Source organism: Pseudoalteromonas sp. Bsw20308, assembly GCF_000310105.2.
Lineage (GTDB): Bacteria > Pseudomonadota > Gammaproteobacteria > Enterobacterales > Alteromonadaceae > Pseudoalteromonas > Pseudoalteromonas fuliginea.
The window spans coordinates 716,924-729,675 of the sequence record NZ_CP013139.1; the positions used below are offsets into that span (position 1 = coordinate 716,924).

The following is a 12,752-nucleotide window of genomic DNA, read 5'->3' on the forward strand; positions in this document are numbered from 1 at the left end:
CCAATTTAAACACAGGAAGTGCATTTTTTAAATGTTTTATTAACAAATGCAACTTTAAGGATAATAAATAAGAAAAAATCATTAGCAATAAAAGTTGGTTAATTTATTTATGGTTGTTTTTAAAGCAAAAAAAGTATGTTTTTTTACAGATATAAGGCAAGAGGATTTCTTTTTGTTAATATATTGCTAGGTTATTTGCAATGATAAACTTAAGCCCACAACAATTTTGGGGCGTGAGTTTATTTAAGACATTTTACGAAGTGTAGTCAGCGGGGCTATACGTAAAATCCAATGTAAAAATGCCCATGGCCACGTTGGTATAAAGCTGTTGGCTTTTTCTTTATTTATAGCTGTTACAAGTGCTCTACAGCCTGTTTCAGTATCGACAATAAAGGGCACTGTTTTTACTTTTTCGTTTATTTCACTTCTAATAAAACCGGGGTGCACACAACTTACCTTTATTGGTGTATTTATTACGTCTATGCGAATGCCTTCGCTCAGTGATGTTATTGCAGCTTTGGTCGCTGCATATACCGTCATAGCGCGTCTAAAACCACGCACTGCACTAATTGACGAAATAGTCACTAAGTGCCCGTGGTTTTGCGCTCTAAAAATCTCCATTGCAGCTTCGGCCTGCGCCAGTGCTGCTACAAAGTTGGTCTCAGCGGTTTGTTTATTGGCAGTAAAATAGCCTGTACCAATAGATGCGCCCTTGCCCATTCCTGCATTTATAATGATGCGGTCAAGCCCGTTAAACTCTTCATTAAAGGCTTTAAACACGCAAAACACTTGCTCGTGGTTGTTTACATCAAGCACTTTGATGCTGACGGTAATGTTAGGATTTACTTGCTCAAGTTCGGCTTTTAACAGCTCTAATAATTCATATCGGCGAGCGCATAGAGCAAGGTTACAGCCTTTTTTAGCAAACTCTTGTGCCATGCCTTTTCCTAAGCCGGAACTTGCACCTGTTATTAGTATATTTTTGCGCATTATATTTGCTCCTTAGGTATAGGTAATTAATTTTTGTTGTGGGTATTGCTCTAAAAAGTGATACTCGTTTAAGCTGCTTATACCTAACTTACGGCTTGATCCTCTGCCTCGCGCCACAACTTTAGTAACACCTGCGTTAACTAAACCCCAATTAATATCAATAAAGCGCTCAAGCTTTAATCCCATTAAATGACTGGTAATAATACTAATAGGCCCGCCTGAAGTATAAATAATGACTTTTTTACCATCATGTTCTTTGGCTATTTTTTCAAGCGCACCCAATACTCGAGCACAAAAAGCATTAAAGCACTCTTTATAGAGCGTGCTGTCAGGATTAAGCATCCACTGCTCTATGGCGTTAATAAATACTGTTTTAAAATACTCCATTGGATCGATTTGCTTACTAAGCACGGCATGTACTTGGCTTGGAGTGGTAAGCTCAGGATTAGAAACCGCTAAAATATGCTCGTGGTCGTACTCATTTAAGCGCGCATCATTAATTACAGCGGACGTATTATTAAGTGAAGCTAAACTGAGTTCTGCGGTTTGATTGTGGCGCTGCATAGTGCCTGTAATTACTACATCGGGTATGAGTTGTTTTTGCGCTAAATACTCGCCCACTAATGTAGCTTGTTGTTGCCCTTTTACCGAAAGGTTATCGTAATCATCTGCGCCAAAGCTTGCCTGCCCATGGCGTACTAAATATAAAATACACATTAGGCGTTTCCTTGATTGTTAATGGCTTTTTTACAGCGCCATAAAAGGTAATGCACAAATACCCAAAAGTTTTTAAATGCGGGATTTGTTGTTTGCCCATGATGATAACGATAATAAATTTGCTGAACTATGCCTGCTAATCTAAACAAGCCATACACTTCGTAAAAAGTGAAATCGTCGACTGTAATATTCATTTTTTTACAGTAATAAGCCACAACTTCTTTTCGTGTCAGCATGCCTTTTAAATGTGTTGGTTGTCGGCGTGTAGCTTGCGCTAAAAAGTCATCCCCAGGCTCTACCCAATACGCGAGTGTGTTACCCAAATCCATTAATGGATCGCCAAGCGTGGCGAGTTCCCAATCTAAAATACCCCGCACTTTAGTGTAGTCGTTGACATCAAGCACAACGTTATCAAATCTAAAATCGTTATGAGTAATACAAATATGCTCAGTGGCAGGCATATTATTATGAAGCCACTTAATGATTTTTTTACCACTGGGGACATTCCATGTTTTTGCTTTGATAAAGCGCTCACTCCAACCGCTAATTTGGCGTTGTGTATACCCTTCGCCTTTACCTAAGTGACTTAAATTAGCGTGTTTGTAATCAACTTTGTGTAGTTCTACTAAGCAGTCGAGTACATTTTCGCAAAGTTGTTTTGTGCGCTCAGGTGTTGTAGTTAGTTCGCGCGGGAAATTTCTACGCGCAATAATGCCGGTTAGCTTTTCCATTACATAAAAGTCGGTGCCGAGTATGCGCTTATCTTCGCAAAATACTTTCATTGTTGGCACGTAGCTGTAAACCGGTTTTAGTGCTTGTTGTAGTTTAAACTCGCGGCCCATATTGTGAGCGCCTTTGGCTTTAGTGCCTTTTGGGGCACGGCGTAAAATAAGCGACTGCTCTGGGTAGTCAAGGCTGTAGGTCCAATTTGACGCGCCACCGGCATATTGTGTAACATTTGGCTCACCGCTTAAATTACTCATGTGCAGCTTAAGCCAGACATTTACTTTTTGTATATCGAGCTCTTCGCCTTGGCGCACGCTTTTGGCTTGATCTAATAATTGTGTGTTCATCGTTGGCCTTTTATTATTTTGATTTTAAGCGCTGCATAGAACGTGTTTTTTTCAGCATGTTTTTAATGTAGCACTCAACAGGTAATAGCTTTTTCATTAAAAACGCCTGTTTACCTAATTTATGGGTCAAAATTAAAAATGGCCGTTTGAGTGATTGCGTGTAAATAATATCAGCCACTTGCTGGGCATTAATTGGGGAGCGTTCAAATGCACGGTTAAGCATAGTTCGCATAGCAGGCTCGCTTGTGCGCATTGATTCGTTTAAGTTGGTTTTAAAAAAGCTGGGGCACACAACGCTCACATCAATGTTGTCGTGAACTAATTCAAGCTTTAAGGTTTCGCTAAAGCTAACCACGGCAGCTTTTACTGCATTGTAACTACTCATAAACGGAATAGGCGTAAGACCAGCCTGTGAGGCAATGTTAATAAAGTAACCTTTACCTTGTTGTTTAAATACGGGATAAAAGGTTTTACAAACACGCACCACCGAAAGCAGATTAATATCCATTATCCACTGCCATTGCTCAATTGTCTCGCCCTCAAGTGAACCGCCGGTAGCAACGCCGGCGTTATTAATAACGATATCTACGCCTTGCCATTTGGTTTGTATTATATCGCGCAAGCTCTCTATATCAGCTTGCTTAGTTATATCGCAGGCGTAATAAAACGCATCGGCTTTTAATGCTTGCAGCTCGGCAATTGTCGCTGCTGCGCGCTCGGCGTTTATATCGGCAATACAAATTTGTAAGTTGGCGCCTAAGTTATTTGCATAACTTAGTGCTAATGCTTTACCAAGCCCTGTTGCTCCACCTGTTATTATGAGTCTTGTTTTCATGTGGTAGCCTTAGCGGTATTTGTTTATTTCGAGGCGAGAAACCATACCCATATGTACTTCATCGGGGCCATCAGCCAGGCGTAAAATACGCCCCATTGCATTAAACGATGCGATAGGGAAATCGCTCGACACCCCTGCCCCCCCAAATATTTGCATAGCCATATCAGACACCATTTGCAACATGTTTGGTACCACTACTTTTATGCTCGATATTTCGGTCATGGCGTGTTTAACACCAACGGTGTCTATTTTCCATGCTGCATGTAAAGTAAGTAGCCGAGCTTGATCGATTGCCATACGCGCTTGTGCTACTCGCTCTAAGTTACCACCGAGCTTTATAAGCTGCTTACCAAAAGCACTGCGCGACATACCTCGCTTAATCATCATTTCTAAACAGCGCTCTGCTGCGCCAATAGCGCGCATACAATGATGAATACGCCCAGGCCCTAAACGTCCTTGTGCAATAGCAAAGCCTTTACCTAAGCCTAAAATAAGATTTTTTTTTGGTACGCGTACGTTATTAAATTCCATTTCGCCGTGGCCGTATGGAGGGTCAAAATCACCACAAGCACTTAGCATACGTTTAATATTTACACCCGACGTACTTAGCGGCACCAATACCATTGAGTGCTGACTGTGTTTATCGTTTTCTGGATTGGAAAGTCCCATAAAAATAGCCACTTGCGCATTAGGGTGGCCAAGTCCTGTAGTCCACCACTTTTTACCATTTAAAATTAGGTCGTCGCCATCAACATCTATTGTTGCTTGCATATTTGTTGCATCTGAGGAAGCTACCTCGGGTTCGGTCATGGCAAATACAGAGCGTATTTCACCGTTTAATAATGGTGTTAGCCATTGATGTTTTTGCTCATCGTTTGCAAAGTGATATAGCACTTCCATATTGCCGGTGTCGGGGGCGTTGCAATTAAAAACGTCTGATGCAAATAAACAATGCCCCATTTGCTCTGCAATGGGAGCATATTCAAGGCAACTCAAACCTTGTGCTAACGTGCTATCGGGTAAAAATAAATTCCAAAGCCCAGCTTGTTTTGCTCTTGCTTTTAATAGATCAATCTGAGGTGCTAATTGCCAGCTTGTCCAATCGTTTGTGCTATTTTTTGCGTGGTTGTGCGCAACGACTGTTTGCTCAACAGGGAGTACGTGATCTTGCATAAATGCTTTAACACGATTTAAGTAATCTTGGCTCTTTTGGCTTGGCTCAAAGTTCATACGGTTGCTCTGTTTATTTAAAACCTAAATTCAGCATAAAACATTCGATCCAATGAATTAAATGAAATATATTACCAATCAAATGTGAATTATATTCATAAGTTAAAGGGCGTAAACTCGAATGATAGAAGCTAAAAATATTCAGCAGCTCGATTTAAATCTTCTTAAAATATTTGAGAGTTTGTACTTTGAGAAAAACATGAGCGAAACAGCCAAGGTTTTATATATAACCCCTTCAGCGGTAAGCCATGCGATTAAACGCCTGCGCAGCGTATTGAAGGATCCTTTATTTGAACGCCAAGGGCAATTAATGCTGCCAACACCTGCGTGTCAACGCATGGCGCCTGCGCTAATAGATTTACTCGAAAAGTTACGCCAAGTATTACAAGCGTGTGGTGAGTTTGATTTAGCCACTACCGCTCAAACTTTTAAAATAGCGCTGCACGATGCTATTGAGCCAATAGTACTGCCTAAACTACAACTAATACTTGCTGAACACGCGCCAAAGGCAACGCTTGCCAGCGTAAAATTGAACCGTGATGATATGCACAAACAATTGGCTAATCATCAAATTGATATAGCAATAGATGTAGCCAGAGCAATTAAATCACCTATTAGCCATGCCGTACTTTCGAGCGATCACTTTTGTGTATTAATGAAAAAAGATCACTCACTTAAAAACCAATTAAATATAGATAATTACTTAACGGCCAAACATGTAGCTGTATCTAACAGACCAACGGGTACGGTTATTGAGGATATAGCATTATTACAGTTAAGCTTAAATCGTGAGGTTGCTATACGTTGTCAAACGTATTTTTCAGCAAAAGAGGTAATAAAAAATTCACCATTTTTACTCACTTTGCCCTCCATGGTGGCAAGTCAGCTACTTGATGAAACTTTAATTGCGCGTCCAGTACCAACTACCATGCCTACTATTTATCAGCACTTATATTGGCACCAAAATACAGATAAAGACGATGCATTAATATGGCTACGCAGCCAAGTAGAAAGTATATTTAAGCGTTAAGTACAGCTTATAACGACACTTAAAAATCATTCTCAAGTGGATTTGTTTTAAGTCTACAGCAAAGTCTAATAATGAATTTATATTTGTAGATGTCTAGGGCATGTTTATACTAATCTGCTCATATAGGCAGATTAGTATAAACATGCCAAATATGCGGCTGCTCTTTGGAGGCGTCCTTGGGGTGACTTACTCTTTATTGCCTATATGGTGGTAAGGGATATCATCAGGACGCAGGAGCAGTTACCGAGTCTCGTGATTAAATAATCCCTAGATAGAGCAAACTTTAATCCGCAAAGGTTAACAGGTCCAAGCGTGGAGAGTGAAATGTGTCCGTGTAAAGTAAATTTTAAGAATAAACAGAGCTTACACAAGCAATAATAAGCCCTGCTTTTTAGCTATAACTACATGGTGCGTTTATTTTTAAGCTTTAATCCGCCAATTAACAGCAGTGGCCCTATAAACATTGCCAGGCCATAAATACCGCCAGTAACTGCGTATTCTGGTTTATTTAAAAAACTAATCGCAATTAAAATAGCCAGTGATGCATTTTGAATCCCAACCTCAATAGAAAGAGTTAGTGAATCGGTTAAATTTAATTTTGAACACATAGCAATTAACCAACCTACAATCATCGAGCCTACATTCAGTGCTATACATGCCCAAAATACATCGTTAAATGAGCTAACTAATAAAGCGCGCTCTTTTATTACTAGTGCGGCAATCATAATGAGCATAAAAAACAATGAGAAGCGTCTAAAAAACGGTTCTGTTTTAATAGCAAAATCATTTTTAAAATGGCGTAACCAAATACCTACAGCAACAGGCACTAAGGTAATAAAAAATAACCCAAGTGATGTCGTCAAAATAGAAAAACTAGCGTTATCTGCTGGCGCAAACTGGCTCATAGCAAAGCCGATAATAAACGGTGTGGTTATTATACTAATAGCGGTGGAAGCGGCTGTTAAGCTTACCGAAAGTGCTAAGTTAGCTTTAGCAAGCTGGCTTACTACATTTGACATGGTGCCGCCGGGACAAGCGGCTAATATCATTAAACCAATGGCTATAGGTGTTGATAAGTTAAGTAAATAGCATAGGCCTAATGCCAATAAAGGCATTGCTACAAGTTGGCCAATTAAACCCATAACGATGGCGAGTGGGCTTTTAAATAACCGGGTAAAGTCGTTTGTAGTGAGCCCAAGTCCCATGCCAAACATAATAAGTGCAAGGGCGAGCGGAAGTATTACTTCAGTTAATATAGATGCATTCAAATTAGGTAACCTCGTTTGTTATTGTTTTTAATTAGAGTGTTAATTCTTAAGCTAACTGTATACCAATTCGCTTAATTAAGTGATCTATTTTGAGGATGGAAAAACGTGTTGATAGCTAGGCAAAAAATTCGCTATTTAGTTGTTCTCGGCAATTGCTCCTGCATTGCTCTACCTTCTGCATCCATGCAGTCGTAAATGAGAATTTTTTAACACAGGTAGCGACACGTTTAGCCCCGCAAAATGATTAAGTATTATTGCGGATTGGTATAACGCCCCTTTACAATAAATCCTAATGCTAGAAGTGTTACTTATTTAAAATAGTCGCAATTCGTTTACCCAGTTCTGGAAGTACATCTTGTTCAAACCACGGGTTTTTTTTAAGCCATATATTATTGCGCGGACTGGGATGAGGAAGCACTAAATAGTTTGGCCAATACTCACGCCACGATTTTACTAACTCCGTGAGTGGCATTTTTTTAGTGTCCGGTAAGTGATACGCCTGTGCGTATTTACCAAGCACTATTGTCAGCTCAATATTTGGTAGTGCAGCCAATAATTGCTCGCGCCATGTAGGTGCGCATTCTTTTCGAGGTGGTAAATCACCCGACTTCCCCCTACCCGGGTAGCAAAAGCCCATAGGTAAAATGGCTATATTATTGGCATCGTAAAATTCATCTCTTGTTAGCCCAAGCCATTCTCGTAGGCGATTACCGCTTGCATCGTTAAATGGCACGCCTGTTTCGTGAACTTTTATTCCAGGTGCTTGGCCTGCAATTAAAATACGTGCGTTTGGGTTAAATTGTATAACAGGGCGAGCCCCTAAAGGTAAATCAGGTTCACAGATCACGCATTTACTAACTTGCTCTATTAATTGGTGACTATTCATGTCTACTTGGCCTTAAATGCTTAATTTTTATCCCAAATGGCCATTTAGAACAAATGAGTTGGTAAAATATCGGTTTATTTTAATTAAAACGGGCGTTAGTTAGTAAAATCGTGATCTTTAACTACTTCCGGGCTACAGGCCTTATAAAATCTATTGTTTGTCTGCCCATACAGCAAACTCATTGCCGCTTGGCTCTGCAAAGTGAAACCGACAACCACCCGGAAATTCAAAAATGGGCTTTAATATTGTGCCGCCATGCAGCTCTATTTTTTTATAGGTATCGTGGATATCATTACTATAAAAAACTAAGAGTGCAGCCCCGTTTTGAGTTAACGATTTAAGCGGTGCGTTAAAAAATCCACCATCGAGCCCTTGGCCGCTAAACGCCGTATATTCGGGGCCGTAGTCTGTAAATTGCCAATTAAATACATTGCTAAAAAAGGTTTTAGTAGCAGGTAAATCATAAGCAGGGAACTCGACATAATTTAGTTTTTCGTGATCGCTCATCGTTATTAAAGCTCTTATTAAAGTGTAATAAACAACCTTAAACCTTAGTTAGTTGCTAATCAAATATACTGATGTTATTTGAGATCACTATTTTACTAAGTAGCCTGAATTTTGGATAATAAATCTATCTCAAGCAGTTACTTTCAACGTTAACTGCGGTGAGTTTAAATATCATTATGGTTCAATATGTTAAAAAATTACTTTATCAGAGAGCAGGTGAGTAATAAATTTTTTGGTTGGATAAACTTAAATATCACGAATGATAATAACTATCTTTTGTATTTGTAGGCTATATAATAACGCTTTATTTTTTCACCCGCTGTATTTATAAGAGATTAATTCATTATGCAGGCACACCCGTTGAGTGCGCAGCCCACTAAACTACGCGTTATTGAGTTGTTATCGCAATTTTTTAAACTATCACCTATTTTTAGCTATCGTTTTTCAGTGTTTTTACGCTTTTTAATTGCCATTGTTGGCGGCTATTCTTTTACGGCTGCGAGCACTGCTTTGCTGAGTTTTTTATTACCGCTGACCAAATCAGATGCGGTACTGCTGTGTGTATCATTAAGCATTCTAATTTATGCATTAGTTTTTATTTATGCGTTTTATATTAAATCGTTAAAAACAGTTTGGATCAGTATTTTACTAACGACTAGTGCGCAAATTTGTTTATTAGCTGTATTGAAGGGTTGGCTATGAAAGACAGTTTTTTCCGCTCAATGACCTGGCTACATACGTGGGTAGGGTTACTCGTTTGTTGGTTATTATATTTAATATTTTTTGCTGGCACTCTTAGCTTTTTTAGAGACGAAATAACCTTATGGAATCAACCAGCCATACATAATGTGCAAGCCCAAGCACAGCGTATAGAAGCGCAAAAGCAACAAATAATTACCGGATTTGATTACTTAGCTAACCATGGAGCTAACTCATCAAGCTGGCGTATTACATTACCTGAGCCGCGTATTCCTTATTTAATTTATGGTTATGCAAAGCCAAAAGAACCAGGCCAGCGCCGCAGTAAGTTTGAAAACACGCAGCTTAACCCTAATACCATGCAAGAGCTTGAGCCCTTTGTAGATACTAAAGGTGGTAACTTTTTTTATCGGTTGCACTATGATTTACATTACATGGATGCAATAACAGCACGCTGGATTGTATGCTTTGCTAGCTTTTTTATGCTGATTGCCATTATATCGGGCGTGGTTATTCATAAGCGTATTTTTAAAGATATGTTTAGCTTTAGGCGTAACAAAGGTAGCCGTACGTGGTTAGATGCCCATAACTTAAGCTCTGTGCTTGCCCTGCCTTTTCATTTAATGATTACCTACACTGGCATGATTACGCTCATATTTATGTTGTTTCCCTACCCTGCAAAAGTAACTTACGATAACGGCATGCGTGGCTTTTTTAACGATGTAACCCCTCGCAACACCATGACCGATAAAGCTCAAGGCGAATCATCAATGGTGCCGATTCAAAGCATTTTGGATCAGGTTTATACTAAGTGGCCTCATGCAGATATTACTCGCATACAAGTTAACCAACCAAATATGGCAGCTTCAACAATTACCGTATTGGTAAGTGCAGGTAAAACACTACGTGACCAAGCACCACGCTTAATATTTAGTGGTGCTACAGGGCAAATGGTCGCTAAAACTGATGACGAGCTAACTAGCAGCAAAGCGCTTTACGAATCGCTTAATTCTATGCATACAGGGCGTTTAGCTACGTGGTTGTTGCGCTGGTTATACGTATTAGGCGGTATTGCAGGCTGTGTAATGATTGGCTCTGGCTGTATTATGTGGGCAAAACGAATTCGCGAGCGAACTAAAAATAACGTTAAACCTTCGTTTGGTTTAAAACTAGTTGAAGGGTTAAACCTAGCCACTATTATGGGACTACCACTGGCAACGTGTGCATTTTTTATTGCTAACAGACTACTTAGCCCAACTACCGCAGAGCGCGCCGATAAAGAAATACTCGCGTTCTTTTTAACATGGCTAGCGGTTGCTCTTTTAGCACTTATAAAGCGCGACACACTGCAATGGCGAGTTATGGCAGTAATAAATGCTGTTGCATGTTTAAGCGTACCGGTTATTAATGCACTTACAACTAACGGTAATCTAGTTAGCTATTTGATGCACAAACAGTGGGCTTTATTTACTTTTGATGCACTGTTTTTGTTATTTAGTATATTGTTTTTTATACAAACCGAAAAATTACGTACTGCTAAAAACAACTCAAAAATAACCAGCCCTAGTCAATCTAATAACCTTAAAAGGCAAAAACCATGATTGATTTACTCGGTTTTAGCCTATGCCTGCTCAGTTTTAACTGTTTTGCGCTGGCTAAGTATAATCATTTTAAAGACGTATTTAAAAAACGCCCTACAGAATCCCAACGTAAAAAGCTGTTATTAGCTGCTTGGATCAGTATTTTACTAAGCTTAGTGCTTTGTTTAGTTACTCAAGATGGATATGGTGCATTACTATTTTGCGGATTTATGAGCCTAAGTGTCTTAATTATAATGGTTTTTTATAATTTTTTAGTAGACTACGTAAAGTGGTTTAGTGTTTTAAATAGCGTGTTAGTTGTACTAAGTGGGTTGTTTTTAGCATTAAACTAGCCTTAGTTAGTAAAAACGTGATCCGTTATTTTCCTATATATTAGGGCGTGTTGATCTTTGGTGGGTGAATTTGCAGCAGACTGTTTGGTATTTAGGCAAGGCAGAGCCTATGTAGTGTGGTTATTCCCCATAAATAGGCGATAACGCAGCATAAATACCAAACATGCGCTGCCCAAAGGGTTCTTTCTAGGGACGATTAACTCTTTGTTGCTCGGTTTTTACTTAGCCCACTAGGTTACAAACCTCGCGCCGCGATTTAATCGCCCCTAGATTGAACAGATTTCAATCCACAAAGATCAACACGCCCTAGGCAAAAAAAATGGCAAGCTATATAGCTTGCCAACAATAGGGGATATTCAGTGTTTCCAATACTTGCTGTCTCACGGCAAGTACACACAATATAACCATAATATATTTAAGTTACTTTACTGTTAGATGACTCTTTTATGACTACTGTAAAGGGGCTTTACATTGTTTATTGCTCAACCCAAATTATTTCATCGGTAGCAAAGCCCAACTCTTTAGCTTTAGTTAAAAAGTGTTCTTTAAGCTCTTTGCTAACCGTTGGTGTACGCGACAAAAACCACAAGTAATCTTTGTTGTAACTGGTTATAAATGCATATTGATAATCGGGTTGGTCAAGTTCAAAAATCACGTAAGCGCCATAAAATGGACCAAAAAACGAGACTTTAAAATGCCCTGTGTCTGTGCCCTCTACAAACTTGGCTAAGCCTTCGGCGTCATCCCATTTTTTATCATCCGTTAAATACCCTTTGTTAAGGACCTTTACTGTGCCGTCGTCGTTAATTGAATAAGTCGCGGTAACTTGCTCCATACCTTCTTCGAATGAGTGATTAAGACGCGCTATTTCAAACCATTTGCCTTTATATTTTTGTATATCAAAGTTTTTAACGGGTGTTATTCCCTCAGGAGGGCTGGTGCAAGCACTAAGAAAAAATAGCCCTGTAATAAGTAAACCGTATTTAATAGCCTTCATGTAAGCTCCTTTTTAAATTACATAAATAGTACGTATTATCTAAATATATATGGATATAAAGTTTGCTAGCCGATTAAAAAATTTTGCTATAGGATCATATTAATTCTAAAGCAATAAAAATGACCATAGCATGAAAATTTGGGTAGATGCAGACGCGTGTCCTGTTGTTATAAAAGAAATACTTTTTAGAGCTGCAGAGCGTATGAAAATCGAGACTATTTTAGTGGCTAATCACGCAATGCGTATTCCGCCGTCAAAATACATAAGCCGCGTTCAAGTATCGTCGGGGTTTGATGTAGCCGACGACGAAATAGTAAAACGTATTGAAAAAGGCGATTTAGTTATTACGGGCGATATTCCGCTAGCAAGTGAAGTAATTGATAACGGCGGGCAAGCACTCAACCCGCGTGGCGAGCTTTATACCACCGAGAATATCCGCTCAATACTTAACGTACGCGACTTTATGGATACCATGCGCTCAAGTGGCGTAGAAATGAGTGGTGGGCCGCCGCCACTTAGCCAAACCGATCGCCAAAACTTTGCAAATAACCTCGACCGTATTTTAGCGCAAAACAAGGCTAACTAAC

14 protein-coding genes are annotated in these 12,752 nt (G+C 39.4%); 5 read left to right on the forward strand and 9 right to left on the reverse strand.

Annotation, left to right across the window (positions count from 1 at the left end; translation table 11 throughout):
* Positions 1 to 243: 243 nt before the first annotated feature.
* The 5 genes from D172_RS20390 to D172_RS20410 are packed head-to-tail and all read right to left on the reverse strand — an operon-like array spanning position 244 to position 4,845.
* Positions 244 to 990: an SDR family oxidoreductase gene (locus D172_RS20390; protein WP_007376705.1), complete on the reverse strand. Its 747-nt coding sequence runs from the start codon at positions 988 to 990 to the stop codon at positions 244 to 246.
* 12 nt (positions 991 to 1,002) lie between these two features.
* Positions 1,003 to 1,707: a histidine phosphatase family protein gene (locus D172_RS20395; protein ID WP_007376704.1), complete on the reverse strand. Its 705-nt coding sequence runs from the start codon at positions 1,705 to 1,707 to the stop codon at positions 1,003 to 1,005.
* On the reverse strand, positions 1,707 to 2,780 hold the full coding sequence (locus D172_RS20400; RefSeq protein ID WP_007376703.1) for a phosphotransferase family protein: 1,074 nt from the start codon (positions 2,778 to 2,780) through the stop codon (positions 1,707 to 1,709). The genes D172_RS20395 and D172_RS20400 overlap by 1 nt, the downstream gene beginning before the upstream one ends.
* 13 nt (positions 2,781 to 2,793) lie before the next feature.
* Complete coding sequence (locus tag D172_RS20405; RefSeq protein ID WP_007376702.1) at positions 2,794 to 3,615, reverse strand: SDR family oxidoreductase; 822 nt, start codon at positions 3,613 to 3,615, stop codon at positions 2,794 to 2,796.
* 9 nt (positions 3,616 to 3,624) lie between these two features.
* Positions 3,625 to 4,845, reverse strand: coding sequence for an acyl-CoA dehydrogenase family protein (locus tag D172_RS20410; protein ID WP_007376701.1), 1,221 nt, complete (start codon positions 4,843 to 4,845; stop codon positions 3,625 to 3,627).
* 121 nt (positions 4,846 to 4,966) lie between these two features.
* Here D172_RS20410 and D172_RS20415 point away from each other — a divergent pair, with 121 nt between their 5' ends.
* Entirely contained in the window at positions 4,967 to 5,875 is a 909-nt protein-coding gene (locus tag D172_RS20415; RefSeq protein ID WP_007376700.1) for a LysR family transcriptional regulator, read from the forward strand.
* Positions 5,876 to 6,276: 401 nt separating this feature from the next.
* On the opposite strand, the gene D172_RS20420 is transcribed toward D172_RS20415, so the two are convergent.
* The 3 genes from D172_RS20420 to D172_RS20430 form a co-directional block, all read right to left on the reverse strand.
* A complete protein-coding gene (locus D172_RS20420) occupies positions 6,277 to 7,143 on the reverse strand; it encodes a bile acid:sodium symporter family protein (protein ID WP_007376699.1) in 867 nt (288 codons plus the stop codon).
* A gap of 304 nt (positions 7,144 to 7,447) precedes the next feature.
* Positions 7,448 to 8,029: a uracil-DNA glycosylase family protein gene (locus tag D172_RS20425; protein ID WP_007376698.1), complete on the reverse strand. Its 582-nt coding sequence runs from the start codon at positions 8,027 to 8,029 to the stop codon at positions 7,448 to 7,450.
* A 150-nt stretch (positions 8,030 to 8,179) separates the two neighbouring features.
* A complete protein-coding gene (locus D172_RS20430; protein WP_007376697.1) occupies positions 8,180 to 8,536 on the reverse strand; it encodes a VOC family protein in 357 nt (118 codons plus the stop codon).
* A 345-nt stretch (positions 8,537 to 8,881) separates the two neighbouring features.
* Between D172_RS20430 and D172_RS20435 the strand changes: the two genes are divergently transcribed.
* Genes D172_RS20435 through D172_RS20445 form a run of 3 tightly spaced genes read left to right on the forward strand, consistent with a single transcriptional unit; the run spans position 8,882 to position 11,168 of the window.
* A complete protein-coding gene (locus D172_RS20435; RefSeq protein ID WP_007376696.1) occupies positions 8,882 to 9,238 on the forward strand; it encodes a hypothetical protein in 357 nt (118 codons plus the stop codon).
* Positions 9,235 to 10,836 (forward strand): PepSY-associated TM helix domain-containing protein, encoded by a 1,602-nt coding sequence (locus D172_RS20440; protein WP_007376695.1) that lies wholly within the window; start codon positions 9,235 to 9,237, stop codon positions 10,834 to 10,836. Before D172_RS20435 ends, D172_RS20440 begins: the two co-directional genes overlap by 4 nt.
* The gene (locus D172_RS20445; protein ID WP_007376694.1) at positions 10,833 to 11,168 is read left to right on the forward strand and encodes a DUF3325 domain-containing protein; all 336 of its coding nucleotides are present in this window, start codon (positions 10,833 to 10,835) and stop codon (positions 11,166 to 11,168) included. The genes D172_RS20440 and D172_RS20445 overlap by 4 nt, the downstream gene beginning before the upstream one ends.
* A 475-nt stretch (positions 11,169 to 11,643) precedes the next feature.
* Here the strand turns inward: D172_RS20445 and D172_RS20450 are convergent, their stop codons facing one another.
* On the reverse strand, positions 11,644 to 12,165 hold the full coding sequence (locus D172_RS20450; RefSeq protein WP_007376693.1) for a lipocalin family protein: 522 nt from the start codon (positions 12,163 to 12,165) through the stop codon (positions 11,644 to 11,646).
* Between the two features lie 130 nt (positions 12,166 to 12,295).
* Here D172_RS20450 and D172_RS20455 point away from each other — a divergent pair, with 130 nt between their 5' ends.
* Positions 12,296 to 12,751 (forward strand): YaiI/YqxD family protein, encoded by a 456-nt coding sequence (locus tag D172_RS20455; RefSeq protein ID WP_007376692.1) that lies wholly within the window; start codon positions 12,296 to 12,298, stop codon positions 12,749 to 12,751.
* Position 12,752 lies beyond the last annotated feature (1 nt).